This is a genomic window from Variovorax sp. CAN15 (assembly GCF_030462475.1).
GTDB lineage: Bacteria > Pseudomonadota > Gammaproteobacteria > Burkholderiales > Burkholderiaceae_C > Variovorax.
This window is the reverse complement of record NZ_JASMRZ010000003.1, coordinates 304,970-321,716: the sequence shown is the minus strand read 5'-3', so window position 1 is coordinate 321,716 and position 16,747 is coordinate 304,970. Positions and strand designations below refer to the sequence as shown.

Genomic DNA, 16,747 nt, shown 5'->3' with positions numbered 1-16,747 from the left:
CGCGCTACGTGAGCGGCTACCTGCTCACGCAGCCGCCGCCCGGCCAGCCCCGGCTGGTGGGCGCCGACGCCTCGCACGCATGGGTGTCGGTGTACCTGCCCGGCGAGGACGACGGCACCGGCGGCAGCCCCGGCGACTGGGTCGACTTCGACCCCACCAATGGCCGCCAGCCCGGCGAGGACTACGTCACCCTCGCCATCGGCCGCGACTACTCCGACGTCTCGCCGATGCGCGGCGTACTGCATGGCGGCGCGAGGCACACGCTGAGGGTCGGCGTGACCGTGCAGCCGGTGGGGGAAGTGGTCGATGGCCTGCCGCAAACACAGACACAATCGCCTTCCCAAGACAAGGAGTCTCCATGAGCGTTTACGACAAACTTTCCAGCCTCGGCATCACCCTTCCGCCCGTCGCCGCCCCCGCCGCCGCGTACGTGCCCTTCGTGCAGACCGGCAACCTCGTGTTCCTCTCGGGCCACATCGCGAAGAAGGACGGCAAGGTCTGGACGGGCCAGCTTGGCGCCAACATCGGCACCGAAGAAGGCAAGCAGGCCGCCCGCGCCATTGCCATCGACCTGCTGGGCACCCTGCACGCCGCAGTGGGCGACCTCAACAAGGTCAAGCGCATCGTCAAGGTGATGAGCCTGGTCAACTCGGTCGGCACCTTCACCGAACAGCACCTCGTGACCAACGGCGCGAGCGAGTTCTTCGCGGAAGTCTTCGGTCCTGAAAAGGGTGCGCATGCACGCAGCGCCTTCGGCGTGGCGCAGATTCCGCTGGGCGCCTGCGTGGAGATCGAGCTGATCGCCGAAGTCGGCTGATCGCATTGGCGCTGACGCCCGACGCCCTCATCGCACAGGCGATGCAGGACCCCGTCAACGCGGCGCTGGCAAGCCGCCTTCCCGGCCTCGGGCTCCGGCAGAGCTTCCTCACGGCCGGCTGCATCTTCCAGTCCGCGTGGAACCACACAGCCGGCCGGCCGCCGGGCTGGGGCGTGAAGGACTACGACGTCTTCTACTTCGACGACAGTGACCTGTCGTGGGAAGCCGAAGACGCCGTCATCCGCCGCGTGCGCGAAGCCACCGCCGACCTCGGCGCGACCATCGAGGTCAAGAACCAGGCCCGCGTGCACCTCTGGTACGAACAGCGCTTCAAGGCGCCCTACCCGCGCCTGCAGTCCGCGCGCGACGGCATCGACCGATACCTCATCGCCTGCACCCGCGTGGGCATCGACCTGGCCGACGGCTCGCTCTACGCGCCCGACGGGCTCGATGACCTGGCCGCCGGCATCCTGCGCATGAATCCGCTGCTGCCGATGCCGGAGATGTTCGCCGTGAAGGCGCGCGACTACCAGTCGCGCTGGCCCTGGCTGCGAATCGCTACTTGCGCTTCCAGCTCGACACCGTGACGAACACGCCGGTTTCCTTCGCATCGCGCAGCCGCACGGTGTAGCGGCCCGCGCCGTCGGTGCCGCTGAACACGGCCTCGCGCTCACGCTCACTGTCGCCGGCTTCCAGGCTCGCGCCCTTGGCCAGTTCACGGTAGGTGGCGACCAGGTCGTCGAATGCCGCGTAGCTGCGCAGCGTCACTTCGGCATCCGGCCAGCGGGCGCCCTTGAGCCGGGCGTTCTCGCGGTCGGTGTACATCGGCAGGCCGGCCAGCCCCTTGGGTATCACGATCTTGCCGGCGCTGGCGGTGCTGTTCACCTCCCCCGTCTGAACGAGCAGCGGCTTCAGCGAGGCCGGAAAGCCCGCCGGCAGTTCCGCATTGCGCCAGCCCGGCGCCGTCGGCTGGCCCGCGATGTATTCGACGGTGGCGATCTTCTGCGCGGCCGCTGCTTCGGCGGGGTCATCGCTCTGCGCCATGAGCGCGTGGTACGAAGGCAGCGTCTTGGCCCACGCGATCAGGGGTTCGGCATCCGATGGCCTGGCGTCGGCGGGATGGAAGATCGTCAGCACGGCTTGCGGGTCGGGGTTGCACACCTTGGGCTCGTCGCGCTTGGTGGAATCGCGGCAGTGGCCGTTGACCAGCCCGATCGCCAGCAGGCGGCCTTCGCCGTCGAGCAGCAGCGCCGAGCGTTCCTCGCCGTGGCCTTCGCCGCTCACCGACGCAATCACCGTGCGCCCGTCAGGCCACACGGAGCGGGTGACGTCGAAGCGCGAGCGCATGCCGTCCAGCACCTGCGCGGCGATGAGCCTGTCGCCGTCGGTGTAGCTGCCGCGCACATAGCCGACCATGGCAATCACGGCGCTGCGGATCTTGGGTTGTTCGCTGAGCTTCAGCCGGGGCGGAGGCAGCTCGGTGGTGACGGGCGCCGCGTGCACGGAGGCGCCGAGCGTGCAGGCGAGCAGCAGCGACGCCAGGGTCTTCATTGGAAACAGCGCGCTCATTCGGCGATCTCGATTTCGATGTTGGTGATCGCCGGCATGTCGCGCGGCACCTTGGCGTTGACGGAGAAGGCAATGCCCTTGAGGCTGCCGAGCACGTAGCCCGAACGCTCGTCAGCTTCCGACTGAATGCCCTCGAGCGGCGGCGACAGCTTCTTGTAGAAGGCGAGCACCTGCTCCACGGTGTCGACGGTCTGCAGGCGCAGCACGCGCCTGGCCTTCGCATCGCTCAGGGCGTCCTGGCCGGTGTAGTGCAGCACAGCCCTCGGATACAGCGGTACGGCCTGCGAAAAGCCTTTCGGCCGCGTGACCGGCCGCGCCTTGGTGTGCGCGGCGTCCATGGTCGTGTACTCGGTCTTCTCGAACTTCTCTTCCTTGCCGGAGTCCAGGTCTTCCTTCGGCACCGTGCGGCTCCAGTCGACCAGCGGCTGCGCCTGTGCGCGATCGATGCCGGGGCGCAGGAATATCGACAGCACCGCGTGCTGATCGTCGCGGCAACCGGTGGACGATGATTTGACGCCGCATTCGCGGTGCGCCAGTGCCGCGGCGAGCACTTCGCCGGTGCTGTCATCCACCAGCAGGGCCGAGCGCTCGCTGCCGCCGTTGGGCGAGCGGTACGACGACAACACCCGCTTGCCGCCCGGCAACGCCTGCTGCTGCCGGTGGCGCCGCGATGCCAGTCCGGCGATCAATTGTTCTGCCAGCAGGCCTTCAGGCCAGTAGTACGAGCCGGAAGCCAGGCCGGCGAAGTCGGTCACGGCGCGGTCGAGCGCGGGAATCTGGGACGTTTGCGGCGCCCGCTCGGACTCGGGGACGAGCACGAGCTGAGGCGTGGATGCGGCGCAGACGGTGGCAGCGGACAGAGTAAGAAAAGAGGAGGAAAGAGCGAGTCGAAATCTGAAAGGCATCAAGGAAAAAAGAAGAGAAGGAGCGTTGCGCTCCGGGCGGGCCGCGTGCAGCCGCGAGAGGAAATGCGAGGACGATTCTAGAAGGCGTTCGAGCGGCCGCACGGTGTTCGGCATACTGCAATCCGGTCCTTCATTCCTCTCCATGAATCGACACACTCAGCCCCCACCCGCACCCGAAAGCGCACTGCACGACCTCGAAGAAAAGCTGGGCGCCGCCCTGCCGCCGATCCTGCGAAGCCGCTATGCCGCATCCAACGGCGGCAGCTTCGGCGATCCCCGAAAACGCGATGCCGAGTGGCAGTTGCATCCGGTCTTCGACGGCGGCGACCGCAAGCAGATGAAGCGCACCGCTGAAGATGTTCTCCACTACACACGGCTCGCGCTGCAGGACGCGCGCTTTCCGCGCGACGGCATCAGCATTGCGCACGACTACTCGATGTACCGCCAGCTCTTCGTGCGCCGCGACCCCGCGAGCGGCACCATCGCCGAAGACATCCTGCTGTTCGACGTGCACACCGGCGAGTGGTCCGCGCCGTATGCCAGCGACCTGCAGGCGGCCATCGACCAGGCCCGCGTGCCGGAGGCCGTGCAGCCCGACCCCGCGCGTGCGCTGCCCGTGTTCCGCTACTACGCCGATCCGTTCGAATCGGGCGTGATGCGCACGTCCGGCGAAACCTGCCAGTGCTGCGGCCAGGCCACCGGCTACATCTACGGCGGCAGCTTCTACGCCATCGGCGACGAATCGCACTTCTGCCCCTGGTGCATCGCCGACGGTTCGGCCGCGGCGAAGTTCGACGGCGAATTCAACGACGCCGCAGGCGTGGGCATGGGCGAGGTCGAACTGCCGATGCGCATCATCGAAGAAGTGTCGCAACGCACACCCAGCTTCTTCAGCTGGCAGCAGGAGCGATGGTGGGCGCACTGCCACGACGCCGGCCGCTTCCTCGGAGAGATCGAGCATGTCGACCGCGCGCTGCTCGCGTCGGAGCCGGCCGGCGACTTCATGCGCGAAACCTGCGACGACGCGCGCCTCGATGCCGGCGAAGGCTGGCAATGGCTGCTCGACACGCCCTCGCGCGAGCGCAGCTTCGCAGTCTTCGTGTTCGGCTGCCTGAACTGCGGCAAGCTAGGCGGCTACGTCGACCTGAGCTGAGCTGAGCTGAGCGGCGCGCACGGCCATCAGGGCATCACCTGCCCGCCGTTGACCTCGATGACCTGGCCGGTCACGTAGCTGCTGGCCGCCTCGCTCGCGAGGAACAGGAAGGCGCCGACGCATTCATCCGCCGTGCCCAGCCGCCCCATGGGAATGGCGTTGGCAAAGTTCTTCAGCACCTCGGGGCTCGAATGCCCGTCGTGGAACGGGGTCTCGATCACGCCCGGCGCCACCGCGTTGACGCGGATCTTGTCCTTCACCAGCTCCTTGGCCATGGTGCGCGTGATGGTCGACACGAAGCCCTTGCACGCCGCGTAGAGGCCCGCGCCCGGCCCGCCGCCGGTGCGCGCGGCCTGCGTGGTCACGTTGATGATCGCGCCACCGCCGCCGGCGGCCATCAACGGAATGACGCGGCGGCTCACCGCCACCACCGAGCGCGCGTTGAGGCGGAACACCGCGTCGATGTAGTCGTCATCCGCATCGACGATGGGCGAGCGCTTCACGAAGCCGCCCGCGTTGTTGACCAGCACGTCGATGCGGCCGAACTCGGCATGCACCGTCTGCACCATGCGGTCGACGGCAGCCGTGTCGGTCACGTCGGCCTGCACCAGCAGCGCGCGGCCACCGGCGGCCTCGATGTCGCGCGCCACATTGCGGGCCTCGTCGGCGCTGCCCCGGTAGTGCACCGCCACCCGCGCGCCGGCCTGCCCCAGCGCGCGCGCCACCGCCGCGCCGATGCCCGTGCTCGCGCCCGTGACCAGTACCGCCTTGTCCTTCAGATCGTTCATGTCGTCGTGTCTCCTTGGGTTGAAAAGTGGGCGCACCCACCACCCGCGTCTACACGGCGGCGGCTGCGATCTCGAGTTGGGCCAGCCGGCGCGCCATGCGGCCGACGAAGTTCTGCGTCACGTGCGGCAGCACGCGCTGCGAGGGCACCACGATGCCGACCTGCAGCTGGTCGAGCGCGGGCAGCTCGAAAGGCCGCCAGATCAGGTCGCCGCGCTTGAGATCCTCGATGAAGGCAATCTTCGAGAAGCACGAGATGCCCTTGCCTGCCTTGATGAGCCGCTTGAGCATCGGCGTCGAGTTGCATGTGGCGGCCGGCTCCATGTCGTCCCAGAACGCGGCGAACTCGGGCGACAGCGCGGCGCTGATCACCGGATGCGAGCTGGAGCGCAAGAACGGATAGCGCGCGCATTCCTTCAGCGACACGCTCGCCTGGTTGGCCAGCGGATGCCCCGGCGGCATCACCAGCCCGATGGGCAGCCTGGCCAGCGCCACCGCCGCCACGCCACCGGGCAGCCGGCTCACGAAGGTCATGCCCACATCGACCTGACCCGACATCACCATCTGCGCCACGTCCATCGGCTGCACCGCGGTGATGGTGTACGTGACGGCCGGGAACACCTGCAGGAAGTCTTCCACCGCCGAGGGCAGCAGCTCCTCGAAGAACGAGTCCATGGCCGCCACCTTCACGTGGCCGGTGCGCTCGCCCTTGAGCGCATCGAGCTCGGTGCGCATCACCTGGTACTGGTGCAGCGTCTCCTGCGCGTGCTTCAGCAGGCGCTCGCCGGCCGCGTTCAGCCGCAGGCCGTTGGGCATGCGGTCGAACAGCTCCACGCCAAGTTCGTCCTCCAGCTTGTGGATCTGCCGGTTGACCGCGCTCGCGGCCACGAAGAGCCGCTCCGAAGCCTTGCGCACCGAGCCGCAGCTCGCCACTTCGATGAAGTATTTGAGGATGCTGGCATGCATCAGGCGGCCCTCCTGCACGCGTGCAAGGCACTCGGCTCATCCGGCCGGCCTCGCTTGCTCCAGGGCGATGCCGGGGTGGTCGCAGGCCACGGGGCCGGTGTCGGCCGCGCCGCCAGGCGAGCCCAGTCCGCTGACTTCCGCAGCGAAGAAGTCGCGGTTGATCGCCGAGAAATGTGCCATTTCGGGCGGCAGCCGAAGGTCTTCGTAGATCGCCTGCGTGGGGCAGGCCGACACGCAAATGCCGCAGTCGATGCATTCATCCGGGTGAATGTACAGAGTGCGCGCGCCTTCGTAGATGCAATCGACAGGACAGCACTTGACGCAGGCGCCGTCCTTGACGTCGATGCAGGCACCGGTGATGACGTGGGGCATGACATGCACCTTCGCTGGCGGGCCGGTCTAGCGGCCCAGCCACTGCGGCTTGCGCTTCTGCCGGAAGGCCAGCACACCCTCGTCGGCGTCCTGCGACTGCAGCGCCGCCACCAGCGCCGGCAGCCGCATGCGATGCGCCTCGGCCGGCGCCAGGGTGCCGGTGCGCCGCACCACCTGCTTGATGGCCTTGAGCGACAGCGGCGCGCAGGCCAGCATCTGCTGCACCCAGCGGTCGACGGCCGCATCGAGCTCCGCACGGGGCACCACCTCGTTGACGAGGCCCATCTCCAGCGCGCGCTGCGCCTTCACGCGCTGGCCGGTGAGCATCATGCCCATGGCCTGGCGGTAGGGAATCTGCCGCTGCAGCAGCAGCATGCCGCCGTCCAGCGGCAGCCGCCCCACCAGCGGTTCGGGCAGGCCGAAGCTGGCCTCCTCGCAGGCCACCACGATGTCGCAGCCCAGCACCAKCTCGAAGCCGCCACCCAGGGCAAGGCCGTTGACGCGGGCGATCACCGGCACGTCCAGCGTCTCGCGCAGCGCGATGCCGCCGAAACCGCCGGGACGCGCCGCCGCCCAGTACTCCACGCCCTTGAGGCTGGAGGTGTTCTTCAGGTCGGCGCCGGCGCAGAAGGCGCGCTCGCCGGCGCCAGTGAGCACCACGGCGCGGATGTCGTCGCGCGACTCGATCTCGCTCCAGATGCGCTGCAGCTCTGCCTCGGTGGGCAGGTCGACGGCATTGAGCACCTCGGGCCGGTCGATGGTGACCGTCGCGACATGGCCCGCGACTTCGAGGAAAACGCTCATGCGCCGGCCTCCTCGATCAGCGCGCGCGCCTCGGCGAGAACCTCGGCCGTGTGCTGCCCGAGCCGGGGCGGCGCCCGGCGCAGGCCAGCCCTGGCGCCCGACATGTGGATGGGGCTGCCAATGAACTTCAGCGCACGGCCCGAGGGCGTGCCGCCTTCCAGGATCATTGCGTTGTGCAGCGTCTGCGGATCGACCAGCGCCTCACGCATGTCGCGCACCGGGGCCGACAGCAGGTCCTGCTCTTCCAGCTTCGCAAGCCAGTGCTCGCGGGTATCGCTTGCGAAGCGCTCGCGGAAGATGGCGTGCAGCGCGGCCTTGTTCTCGAACTGCGCCGAGAGCGTGGCGTAGCGCGCGTCGAGCGAGAGGTCGTCGATGCCCAGCGCGGTGCAGATGTCGCGCAGCGGGTTGGCCTTGAAGGCGCCCACCAGCACCAGCGGCCCGGTCCGCGTGTCGAACACGCCAGACAGCGGCATGGCGGCCCAGTTCACCTCGGAGTCCTCCATCATCACCATGGCCGCCTCCTGCATCTGCATGGCCAGCATGGAGTTGTAAAGCGACACCGAGATCTTCTGCCCCTCGCCCGTGCGCTCGCGCTGCAGCAGCGCCAGCAGGATGCCCTGCACCATGTGCATGCCGGCGGTGTAGTCGGCCAGCGCAGTCGGGTAGATCGACACCGGAACAGATGCATCGGCGCGCCGCGCCATCACGCCGGTGAGCGCCTGCGCCAGCACGTCCTGCCCGCCCTTGTGGGCGTAGGGGCCGGTCTCGCCGTAGCCGGTGCCCACGGCGTAGATGATGCGCGGGTTCAGCCGCCTGCAGTCTTCGTAGCCCAGGCCCAGCCGCTCCATCACGCCGGCGCGGAAGTTGTTGGTGACCACGTCGGCACCGGCGATGAGCGCCTTCACCAAGTCCATCTGCGCGGCGTCGCGCAGGTCGATCTCCACGCTGCGCTTGTTGCGGTTGAGGCTGCAGAAGATGGGGTTGTCCTCGCCGGCCACCGGCGCGAAGGTCGAGCGGCTGAGGTCGCCCGCGCCCTTGCGCTCGATCTTGACGACGTCGGCGCCATGGTCGGCCAGCATCTGCGTGCAGACCGGGCCCATCATCACCTGCGTGAAGTCGATGATGCGGATGCCGTCCAGCGGCAGTGCGTCGGTGCCGGCGCTCATGCGGCCTCCTTCGTGAAAGAACGGGCGATGGTCGGCACGTCGGCGTTCGGCCCCTTCTGGTCGCCGGGGTCGGCGCCCTGCGCACGAAGTGTCTTCTGCAGCTTCGCGATGTCGACCTCGCGCACCGTCACGCCGGCATCCAGCGCCAGCGCGGCGGCGGTGCCCGTGGCCTCGCCCATCGCCATGCACGGCGGGATCTCGCGCGAGATCTTCTGTGCCGCGGAGGTGGCCGAGTAGTGGCGGCCGGCCACCAGCAGGTTCTCGACGCTGCGCGGCAGCAGCGTGCGGTAGGGGTAGTAGTAGTCGCGCCCTCGCGCCACGCTGTCTTCGAAGCGGGTGCGCTGGGCCACGTCCTCCTTGGTCATCACGTAGGCGCCTTCGAGCAGGCGGGTCTGGCGGATGCCGGTCTGCGGTGCCATGTCGATCAGCGTGCACTTCGAGAAGCCCGGCAGCTTCGCGCGCACGAAGTCGATCACCTTCTGGATGGTGGCGCGGCCCTGCACCTCGGCGCGTGTGAGGTCGCTCACCTTCAGGCCGTCGAGGCCCGGCATGTGCGGGCAGTTGCACCACACCACGCCCGGCAGCGGCGTCTTGAGCCACCAGGCTTCCCAGGCACCGCCGAGCATGTGCTTGATCTCCCGGTCGAGTGCCTGCCAGGCCTCGGCCTCCTCGCGCTCGAAGCGCTCGGCCTCCTCGGTGTCGACGCCGCCGAGGCGGAACACGGTGGTCACGATGTAGCTGCCGCTGATGTGCGGCGCTCCGGCCGAGGCGGCCACGTCGAGGTCGCCGGTCGTGTCGATCACCACCTTGCCCAGGATGGCCTCGCGCCCGCCCTTGGTCTCGCAGACCACGCCCTTGACCTTGCCGTCCTCAACCAGCGTGCGCGAGAACCAGGAGTGCAGCCGCAGCTCGATGCCGGCCTGCAGCACCATCTCGAGCGAGGTGCGCTTCCATGCGTCGGGGTCGAAGGCGGCGGCGAAGCAGATGGGGTGCGGCTTCGTCTTGCTGTGGAAGTCGTAGGTGCCCCAGCGCTTCCAGCGCCGCACCGACTCGGGCAGCGTGCCCCATTCGTGCTGGCGCGGGTACTCGGCCAGGCCCAGCGCCGACATGCGCTCGATCATCTCCAGGCAGATGCCGCGCACCGAAATTTCCTGCTGATGGCTGTCCCACATGTCGTCCAGCACCAGCACCATGCCGCCCGAGGCGAGGCCGCCCAGGTGGTTGTAGCGCTCCAGCAGCGTCACGCTCGCGCCGTTGCGCACGGCGGCCAAAGCCGCGGCCTGCCCGGCGGGGCCGCCGCCGACCACCACCACGTCCGATTCGGCTGCCACGCGCACGTCGTGCGCGGGCTCCTGCATCCAGTCGCCAATACGGCTCATAGAAATCTCCTGTTGAAATGTCTGGTTGTGTTTTTGGAATGCGCCCGAACGGTCAGGGCGCGGCCTCCGGCTGCCAGCGGATGACCCAGCGTTCGGCCAGCGTCACGAGCAGGAAGAACAGGCCCGAGAGCGTTGCGCTCATCACGATCGCGGCGTAGAGCAGCGGCGAATCGAAGTTGAAGGTGGCCTGCAGAATCATGGCGCCGATGCCCACCGTGGCACCCACCCATTCGCCCACCACCGCGCCGATCACGCACATCGAAGCCGCGATGCGAAGCGCCGAGAACAGGTAGGGCAGCGCGTTGAGCAGCCGCAGGCGGAAGAAGATCTCCGTCTTGCTCGCCGACAGCACCCGCATCAGCTCCATCGCCTGCGGGTTGACCGACTCCAGCCCGCGCACCATGTTCACCAGCGTCGGAAAGAAGCACACCAGCGCGGCGATGGTGATCTTCGGCTCCATGCCGTTGCCCATGATGAGCACCAGCACGGGCGCCTTCGCCACCAGCGGCACGGCGTTGAACATCAGCACCACGGGAAAGAAGATGTCCTGCAGCGTCTTGTTGTGCACGAAGATCGTCGCAACGACGATGGCCGCGAGGTTGCCCAGCACGAAGCCGCCGGCCGCCTCGAAGGCCGTGGGCAGCAGGTTGTCGAGCAGCACGTCGCGCTTGGCGTAGAGCGTCTCCAGCACGGCCCAGGGCGTGGGCGCGATGAAGGGCTTGACGCCGAACACGACGATCACCGCCCACCACAGGGCGATGAGCCCGACGATGCCCAGCGCCGGCAGGATGCGGCGGCGCCAGATGCGCTTTTGCCGCGCGGCGGCCCAGGCCAGGTATTCGGGATCTGCCGAAGGCGGCGCGCCGATGGCGCCCGATGCCCCCGGCACGGTGGTATCGATGGAACGCGTATTCATGGCATCGGCCTCAGCAGGTTTCCAGCACGCGCCGCAGGTGGCTCGTGAGTCGGACGAACTCGGGGGTCTCGCGCACTTCGAGCGTGCGTTCGGCGGGCAGCTCGACCGGCACGATCTCGCGCACGCGGCCGGGGTTGGCGGCCAGCATCAGCACGCGCTGGCCGAGGAAGGCGGCCTCGTGGATGCTGTGGGTGACGAAGAGGATGGTCACGCCGGTCTCGCGCCATACGCGCAGGATCTCCTCGTTGAGCCGGTCGCGCGTGATCTCGTCGAGCGCGCCGAAGGGCTCGTCCATCAGCAGGATCTTCGGGTCGCTCGCCAGTGCGCGCGCAATCGACACGCGCTGGCGCTGGCCGCCCGACATCTCGTGCGGGAAGGCGTTCAGGCGGTCTTTCAGGCCCACCAGCTCGAGCAGTTCCCGCGGCGAGCGGCGGCCCTTGCGGCTTGCGCCGCCGCCGACCTGCAGCGGCAGCTCCACGTTCTGCAGCGCGGTGCGCCAGGGCAGCAGCGCCGCATCCTGGAACACGAAACCGATGTCGCGGTTCTTGCGCGCCACCTGCGGCGTGGAAGACAACACCTCGATGCTGCCGCGGCTGGGCGGCAGCAGGTCGGCCACCACGCGAAGAAAGGTCGACTTGCCGCAGCCCGAGGGCCCGAGCAAGGTGAGGAATTCGCCCTGCGCCACTTCGAGGTCGAGGCTCTTGATGGCGGTGACGTCGCGGCGCTCGGTGAAGAAGCGCACGCCGATATCGCGGCAGGCGATGGCCGGGGGAGCGGAGAGAACGGCGGCCATCGCGCGTCAGCCCTTCATGGCGCGCGCGGCGGCGGTGGCCTTCAGCGCGTCGAGCGAGATCACGTCTTCCACCTTCGGCGTGCGCGCGGTGAACTGGCCCAGCTCCGCGTAGGTGTTGATCTGCTCCTGCCACACGGCCGGGTCCATCGCGCCCCAGCCCTGGGTCTGCGCCGCGCCGCCGAAGGCGTATTCGAGCATCGCGTCGACCGCCACGCGTTCGTCCTCGCGCTTGAGGTTCGGGTACTCCTTGATGAGCATGTCCACCGCCTGGTCGCGGTTGGCGCGCACGTGGTGCCAGCCCTTGGCGGTGGCGCGCAGGAAGGCCTCGATCACCTTGGGCTGCGTCTCCAGCGTCTTGGTCGATGCGTAGTAGGGCAGCGCGTAGAGGCGCACGCCCGCGTCCCACTGCGTGAGCGTGGCGATGTCGGGGCCCAGTACCTTGATGGCGGTGGTGTTGGTGAGCCAGCCCGTCACCACGTCGACCTGCCCCGTGAGCAGCGGCGTCATGTCGGCGCCGATGGAGACCACCTTCACGTCCTTCTCGGCGATCTTGTTCTTCGCGAGCAGCGCGCGCAGCAGGATGGCCGCCGTCGACGGAATGCCCACGCGCTTGCCGATCAGGTCGGCCGGCTTGCGCACCGGGTTCTTCGCGAGCGAGAAGTAGGTGTAGGGATGCTTCTGCGCGCCGACCGCGAAGCACTTGATCGGCAGGCCCTGCGACACGGCCAGCATGATCGAGGGGCTGGACGACACCTGCCCCACCTCGTAGCGGCCCGAGGCGATGATGGCCACGCCGTCGATGTTCGGGCCGCCCGGCTGGATCGCGAAATCGATGCCCTCCTGCTCGTAGAAGCCCAGGCGCTTGGCGACCACCTCGCCGATCTGGTTGCCGCCGACGATCCAGCCCAGCTGCATGTTGATGCGCGCCTTGCCCTGCGCGAAGGCGTCGACCGAGAGCAGGCCACCGGCGGAGAGTCCGCCGGCGATGAGGGATGTCTTGAGCAGACTTCGGCGACCGGGATCGCGGAGATGGGCCATGGCGGATTCCTTTTCTTCGATGCGATGAGGTGAAGGCATTCGGCTGTGCTTGTGTGCCGCCTGCGATGCATCGAGGCATCAATGAGGCTGGCGAGGCGAATGCTAGGAGCGGGGTGCGAGCGCACCAAGCACCGTTTTTCGCAACGGGCGAACTAAAAAATAGTTCTCCACGTGCGCTCCCAATGACATCGCGGTGCATGCGCCATTGCGGCACGCACCATCTTCGGGAAAACGATAGGAAGAAGAAGAAGAAGAAGAAGAACGGGAAAGGCGCCCTCAGGCGCCGCGCGCCCGGCGGCGGCAGGGGAAACCCGCGTGCCGGCATTGGGAGTTATAAAGCCGCACGCCCGGCAGAGACCGGGAACCGAGACAACACAGAGGACGACACATCATGGAGTTCGACTACGTGATCGTGGGTGGCGGCTCCGGCGGCGCCACGCTGGCCGCGCGGCTCAGCGAAGACCCCGCCGTGCAGGTCTGCCTGGTCGAGGCCGGCGGCGACGGGCGGGGCATCCTGGTGCGCGCGCCGGCCGGCGCGGCGGCCATGATCTCGGGACGCCCGCGCATCAACAACTACGCCTACCAGACCGTGCCGCAGCCCGGCCTGAACGGACGGCGCGGCTACCAGCCGCGCGGGCGCTGCCTGGGCGGCTCCAGCGCCATCAACGCCATGCTCTACGTGCGCGGCCATCCCGACGACTACGACGACTGGGAGCGCGCGGGTTGCACCGGCTGGTCCTTCGACGACGTGCTGCCCTACTTCAAGCGCGCCGAGGGCAACCAGCGCGGCGAAAGCGCGATGCACGGCGCGCGCGGCCCGCTGCAGGTGGCCGACCAGCAGTCGCCGCGCGAGATCAGCGACGCCTTCGTGCGCGCCGCGATGGAGTGCGGCATTCCGCGCAACGACGACTTCAACGATGGCGTGCAGGAAGGCGCAGGGCTCTACCAGGTCACGCAGTTCCACGGCGGCGCGAAGAACGGCGAGCGCTGCTCGGCGGCCGCCGCCTACCTGCACCCGGTGATGAACGCGCGCTCCAACCTCACGGTGATGACCGGCGTGCAGGCGCAGCGCGTACTGCTCGACGAGCACCGCGCCACCGGTGTGGAGATACGCCGCGACGGCGAGGCAGACACCCTCTTCGCGCGCCGCGAGGTGGTGCTGTGCGGCGGCGCCTTCAACTCGCCGCAGCTGCTGATGCTGTCTGGCATCGGCGATCCGCAAGAGCTGTCGCGCCACGGCATCGCGGTGCGCCATGCGCTGCCGGGTGTGGGCCGCAACCTGCAGGACCACGTCGACTTCATCCTCTCCTGCCGCACCAGGGAGAAGGGCCTGCCCGGGCTCGGCCCCGCCGGCATGCTGAACTTCGCGAAGGCCATTCCCGAGTGGCGGCGCAGCGGCAAGGGCCTGATCGCCACGCCCTACGCCGAGGCCGGCGCCTTCTTCAAGACATCGCCCGAACTGGCCAAGCCCGACCTGCAGCTGCACTTCGTGATCGCGCTGGTCGACGACCATGCGCGCAAGCTGCACGGCGGCTTCGGCTTCTCATGCCATGCCTGCGTGCTGCGCCCCAGGGGCCGTGGCGACGTGCGGCTGAACGACGCCGACCCGGCGACGGCGCCGCGCATCGATCCGAGATTCCTCTCGGACGAGGACGACGTGGCGCGGCTGCTGGCGGGCGTGAAGAAGATGCGCGAGATCCTGCGCGCGCCGGCGTTGCGGAAGTACCGCCAGGCCGAGCTCTACACGGCCGGGGCGAACACAGACGAGGAACTGCTCTCGCACATCCGCGCGCGCGCCGACACCATCTACCACCCCGTGGGCACCTGCAAGATGGGCACCGACGCGATGGCGGTGGTCGATGCGAAGCTGCGCGTGCACGGCATCGCCAACCTGCGCGTGGTCGATGCTTCGGTGATGCCCACGCTGATCGGCGGCAACACCAATGCACCGACCATCATGATCGCCGAGCGCGCCGCCGAGTGGATGCGCGGCCCGCTGACCTTCGACCGCGCCGAACTCGACGCTAGACGGCCTTCGACGATCCTCGAACGACCAGTTCTCCAGGCAACAGGAGCTGGCGCGGCGCCGCATCCAGCCCCCGCAACCGTTCGATCAGGCATGTAGCGGCCGCGCGGCCGATGGCGTCGGTAGGCTGGGCCACGGTGCTCAGGCCGGGGCCGATGAGCGAGGCCCATTCGGGATCGTCGAAGCCCACGAAGCCGAGGTCGGCGCCGAACTGCCAGCCCAGCCGCGCCATCGACTGCGCGATGCGCAGGGTGACCACCGCGTTGCCCGCGACCACCGCCGCGCGGCGACCGCGTTTGGCTCGCCGGCGCAATGCGCGCATGGCCTCATCGAGCGCATCGGCCTCGCCTTCCACGCTCTCGAACACCTCGCCCGCCACGCGCGGCTCGTGCGCCGCCACGCAGGCGCCGAAGGCGGCCGTGCGCTCGCGCCGCGAACTCACACCCTTCTGCGGCTCCGTGACGTAGAGCAGCTCGCGATAGCCGCCTTCGACCAGATGGCCACAGGTGGCGGTCATCGCGGCATCGTTGTCGAGCGAGACGAAGTCGGTGTGCATGCCGGTGTGGCGCCGGTCCACCAGCACCGCCGGCTTGCCGTGCAGCGTGACGGCGTCGACCACGTTGCTGCCGCGCCCCAGGGTGTTGAGGATGAAGCCGTCGACCTGGTAGCCCGCCAGTGCGTCGATGGCCTCGCGCTCGCGTTCGCTCTCGTTGCCGAGGTTGAACAGCATCACGAGGTAGCCGGCGTCCTGGCAGGCCTTCTCGGCGCCGCGCAGCACCGCGACGGAATATGGGTTGGTGATGTCCGCCACGATCAGGCCGACCAGCCGCGAGCGGCCATGGCTCAGCGCCTGCGCCATCGGGCTGGGCGAATACCCCAGCTTGGCGATGGCGACCTCGACGCGCGCGGCGATGTCGGGGCTCAGCAGGCGCTCCCGATGATTGAGGAAGCGCGAGACCGTGGCCTTGGAGACGCCGGCGGCCTCGGCGACGTCGGCTATGGTGGCGCGGCCTGTGGGTTTCATGTCTTTGCTCCTTCCCCCTCTGGGGGAAGGTTGGGATGGGGGCAGGCAGAGCGCCCAATGGACACGCCGCTTGCCCCCACCCCTGCCCTCCCCCAGCGGGGGAGGGAGAAAGGCCTGGCACCGGTCATGCGCTCGCCGTGTCGTACTGCGCCGTCGGCTTCTCGCCCGCCAGCACCTGCAACAGATTCGTCGTGGCGAGTTCGGCCATGGCGTGTCGCGTCTCGTGCGTGGCCGAGCCGATGTGTGGCAGCGGCGTCACGCGCGGGTGGGTGCGCAGCGGCGAATCGGCGGGCAGCGGTTCCTTCGCGAACACGTCGAGGCCGGCGGCGCGCAGCGTGCCGTGGTCGAGCGCATGCAGCAGCGCCTCTTCGTTCACCGTGGCGCCACGGCCACCGTTGATGAAGGACGCACCGGGCTTCATGCGCGCGAAGAAGGCGGCGTCGATCATGCCGCGCGTGGCTTCGGTCAGCGGCAGCATGGCGAGAACGATGTCGGAACGCGCGAGCAGGTCGTCCAGGGGCGCGTGCGTGGCGCGGCCCTGCAGCTCGGGCGCCTGCGCGGCCAGGTCGACCGGCCGGCGCGCGTGGTAGAGCACCGGCATGCCGAAGCCCAGGGCGGCGCGTCGTGCCACCGCCTGCCCGATGCGGCCGAAGCCGAGGATGCCCAGCGTCACGTAGACGACCACGAAGAACAGCAGCAGCAGCGCCACCAGCAGCGGCGGCGAGGTGACGAGCGCGAGCACCGCGCCGACTCCGCCCGCGCGCGCGGCTACGTTGCCCGGCCCCTGCAGCTGGCTCAGGTAGAAGAAGAAAACACCGCCGCCCAGGAAGACGCCGAGCAGGCCGCCCTTGATCACTGAACCGGCGAAGGACAGCCCGGCCTTGGCGCCGGTGCGCACGAGCGACTGCCGGGCCGCGGGGTCGGTCGACGACGACATATGGGAAGACTCCTGCGTTGTTGTTGATGTTGATGTTGACGGCCGCCTCGCGCGATTGCTGCTGCTGCGCAACCGCCGGCCCGGCGCGGATCATGC

At 68.9% G+C, this 16,747-nt stretch carries 18 protein-coding genes; 5 read left to right on the top strand and 13 right to left on the bottom strand.

What is annotated here, in order from left to right; translation table 11 throughout:
- From QMO14_RS04840 to QMO14_RS04830, 3 genes are all read left to right on the top strand, one after another.
- Positions 1-362 (top strand): transglutaminase family protein (locus tag QMO14_RS04840; protein ID WP_301505013.1); only part of this gene is annotated, 362 nt, incomplete at its 5' end.
- Complete coding sequence (locus QMO14_RS04835) at positions 359-817, top strand: RidA family protein (RefSeq protein WP_126021773.1); 459 nt, start codon at positions 359-361, stop codon at positions 815-817. The genes QMO14_RS04840 and QMO14_RS04835, both read left to right, overlap by 4 nt.
- A gap of 5 nt (positions 818-822) precedes the next feature.
- Positions 823-1,404: a nucleotidyltransferase family protein gene (locus QMO14_RS04830; protein ID WP_301505011.1), complete on the top strand. Its 582-nt coding sequence runs from the start codon at positions 823-825 to the stop codon at positions 1,402-1,404.
- On the opposite strand, the gene QMO14_RS04825 is transcribed toward QMO14_RS04830, so the two are convergent.
- Together QMO14_RS04825 and QMO14_RS04820 are read right to left on the bottom strand one after the other, a co-directional pair.
- Positions 1,376-2,368, bottom strand: a complete 993-nt coding sequence (locus QMO14_RS04825) for a hypothetical protein (protein ID WP_301505009.1) — start codon at positions 2,366-2,368, stop codon at positions 1,376-1,378. The two genes, QMO14_RS04830 and QMO14_RS04825, sit on opposite strands and share 29 nt — an antisense overlap.
- 14 nt (positions 2,369-2,382) lie before the next feature.
- Positions 2,383-3,141 (bottom strand): hypothetical protein, encoded by a 759-nt coding sequence (locus QMO14_RS04820; RefSeq protein WP_301505007.1) that lies wholly within the window; start codon positions 3,139-3,141, stop codon positions 2,383-2,385.
- A 292-nt stretch (positions 3,142-3,433) separates the two neighbouring features.
- On the opposite strand from QMO14_RS04820, the gene QMO14_RS04815 reads away from it, so the two are divergent.
- Positions 3,434-4,444, top strand: a complete 1,011-nt coding sequence (locus tag QMO14_RS04815) for a CbrC family protein (RefSeq protein WP_301505005.1) — start codon at positions 3,434-3,436, stop codon at positions 4,442-4,444.
- 26 nt (positions 4,445-4,470) lie between these two features.
- Here the strand turns inward: QMO14_RS04815 and QMO14_RS04810 are convergent, their stop codons facing one another.
- From QMO14_RS04810 to QMO14_RS04770, 9 genes are read right to left on the bottom strand one after another with little or no spacing between them, the layout of a single operon-like run.
- On the bottom strand, positions 4,471-5,232 hold the full coding sequence (locus QMO14_RS04810) for an SDR family NAD(P)-dependent oxidoreductase (protein WP_301505003.1): 762 nt from the start codon (positions 5,230-5,232) through the stop codon (positions 4,471-4,473).
- A 49-nt stretch (positions 5,233-5,281) separates the two neighbouring features.
- Positions 5,282-6,196, bottom strand: coding sequence for a LysR family transcriptional regulator (locus QMO14_RS04805; RefSeq protein ID WP_301505002.1), 915 nt, complete (start codon positions 6,194-6,196; stop codon positions 5,282-5,284).
- 36 nt (positions 6,197-6,232) lie between these two features.
- Entirely contained in the window at positions 6,233-6,568 is a 336-nt protein-coding gene (gene fdxA, locus QMO14_RS04800) for a ferredoxin (RefSeq protein ID WP_301505000.1), read from the bottom strand.
- A 27-nt stretch (positions 6,569-6,595) separates the two neighbouring features.
- Positions 6,596-7,372 (bottom strand): enoyl-CoA hydratase-related protein, encoded by a 777-nt coding sequence (locus QMO14_RS04795; RefSeq protein WP_301504998.1) that lies wholly within the window; start codon positions 7,370-7,372, stop codon positions 6,596-6,598.
- The gene (locus QMO14_RS04790; RefSeq protein WP_301504996.1) at positions 7,369-8,538 is read right to left on the bottom strand and encodes a CaiB/BaiF CoA-transferase family protein; all 1,170 of its coding nucleotides are present in this window, start codon (positions 8,536-8,538) and stop codon (positions 7,369-7,371) included. The genes QMO14_RS04795 and QMO14_RS04790 overlap by 4 nt, the downstream gene beginning before the upstream one ends.
- Complete coding sequence (locus QMO14_RS04785; protein WP_301504995.1) at positions 8,535-9,917, bottom strand: FAD-dependent oxidoreductase; 1,383 nt, start codon at positions 9,915-9,917, stop codon at positions 8,535-8,537. The genes QMO14_RS04790 and QMO14_RS04785 overlap by 4 nt, the downstream gene beginning before the upstream one ends.
- Positions 9,918-9,969: 52 nt before the next feature.
- Positions 9,970-10,833, bottom strand: a complete 864-nt coding sequence (locus QMO14_RS04780) for an ABC transporter permease (protein WP_301504993.1) — start codon at positions 10,831-10,833, stop codon at positions 9,970-9,972.
- 10 nt (positions 10,834-10,843) lie between these two features.
- Positions 10,844-11,626, bottom strand: a complete 783-nt coding sequence (locus QMO14_RS04775; RefSeq protein ID WP_301504991.1) for an ABC transporter ATP-binding protein — start codon at positions 11,624-11,626, stop codon at positions 10,844-10,846.
- A gap of 6 nt (positions 11,627-11,632) precedes the next feature.
- On the bottom strand, positions 11,633-12,664 hold the full coding sequence (locus QMO14_RS04770; protein WP_301504989.1) for an ABC transporter substrate-binding protein: 1,032 nt from the start codon (positions 12,662-12,664) through the stop codon (positions 11,633-11,635).
- Between the two features lie 391 nt (positions 12,665-13,055).
- On the opposite strand from QMO14_RS04770, the gene QMO14_RS04765 reads away from it, so the two are divergent.
- Positions 13,056-14,789, top strand: a complete 1,734-nt coding sequence (locus tag QMO14_RS04765) for a GMC family oxidoreductase (protein WP_301504987.1) — start codon at positions 13,056-13,058, stop codon at positions 14,787-14,789.
- Here the strand turns inward: QMO14_RS04765 and QMO14_RS04760 are convergent.
- Both QMO14_RS04760 and QMO14_RS04755 read right to left on the bottom strand, forming a co-directional pair.
- A complete protein-coding gene (locus tag QMO14_RS04760; protein WP_301504985.1) occupies positions 14,689-15,714 on the bottom strand; it encodes a LacI family DNA-binding transcriptional regulator in 1,026 nt (341 codons plus the stop codon). The two genes, QMO14_RS04765 and QMO14_RS04760, sit on opposite strands and share 101 nt — an antisense overlap.
- A gap of 124 nt (positions 15,715-15,838) precedes the next feature.
- Positions 15,839-16,651: an NAD(P)-dependent oxidoreductase gene (locus QMO14_RS04755; protein ID WP_301504984.1), complete on the bottom strand. Its 813-nt coding sequence runs from the start codon at positions 16,649-16,651 to the stop codon at positions 15,839-15,841.
- Positions 16,652-16,747: the final 96 nt, after the last annotated feature.

Coding starts and splice junctions, on each gene's coding strand:
- QMO14_RS04765 (WP_301504987.1), top strand. CDS start 13,056: ATGGAGTTCGACTACGTGATCGTGGGTGGCGGCTCCGGCGGCGCCACG.
- QMO14_RS04790 (WP_301504996.1), bottom strand. CDS start 8,538: ATGAGCGCCGGCACCGACGCACTGCCGCTGGACGGCATCCGCATCATC.
- QMO14_RS04780 (WP_301504993.1), bottom strand. CDS start 10,833: ATGAATACGCGTTCCATCGATACCACCGTGCCGGGGGCATCGGGCGCC.
- QMO14_RS04760 (WP_301504985.1), bottom strand. CDS start 15,714: ATGAAACCCACAGGCCGCGCCACCATAGCCGACGTCGCCGAGGCCGCC.
- QMO14_RS04785 (WP_301504995.1), bottom strand. CDS start 9,917: ATGAGCCGTATTGGCGACTGGATGCAGGAGCCCGCGCACGACGTGCGC.
- QMO14_RS04835 (WP_126021773.1), top strand. CDS start 359: ATGAGCGTTTACGACAAACTTTCCAGCCTCGGCATCACCCTTCCGCCC.
- QMO14_RS04755 (WP_301504984.1), bottom strand. CDS start 16,651: ATGTCGTCGTCGACCGACCCCGCGGCCCGGCAGTCGCTCGTGCGCACC.
- QMO14_RS04775 (WP_301504991.1), bottom strand. CDS start 11,626: ATGGCCGCCGTTCTCTCCGCTCCCCCGGCCATCGCCTGCCGCGATATC.
- QMO14_RS04805 (WP_301505002.1), bottom strand. CDS start 6,196: ATGCATGCCAGCATCCTCAAATACTTCATCGAAGTGGCGAGCTGCGGC.
- QMO14_RS04770 (WP_301504989.1), bottom strand. CDS start 12,664: ATGGCCCATCTCCGCGATCCCGGTCGCCGAAGTCTGCTCAAGACATCC.
- QMO14_RS04810 (WP_301505003.1), bottom strand. CDS start 5,232: ATGAACGATCTGAAGGACAAGGCGGTACTGGTCACGGGCGCGAGCACG.
- QMO14_RS04825 (WP_301505009.1), bottom strand. CDS start 2,368: ATGAAGACCCTGGCGTCGCTGCTGCTCGCCTGCACGCTCGGCGCCTCC.
- fdxA (WP_301505000.1), bottom strand. CDS start 6,568: ATGCCCCACGTCATCACCGGTGCCTGCATCGACGTCAAGGACGGCGCC.
- QMO14_RS04815 (WP_301505005.1), top strand. CDS start 3,434: ATGAATCGACACACTCAGCCCCCACCCGCACCCGAAAGCGCACTGCAC.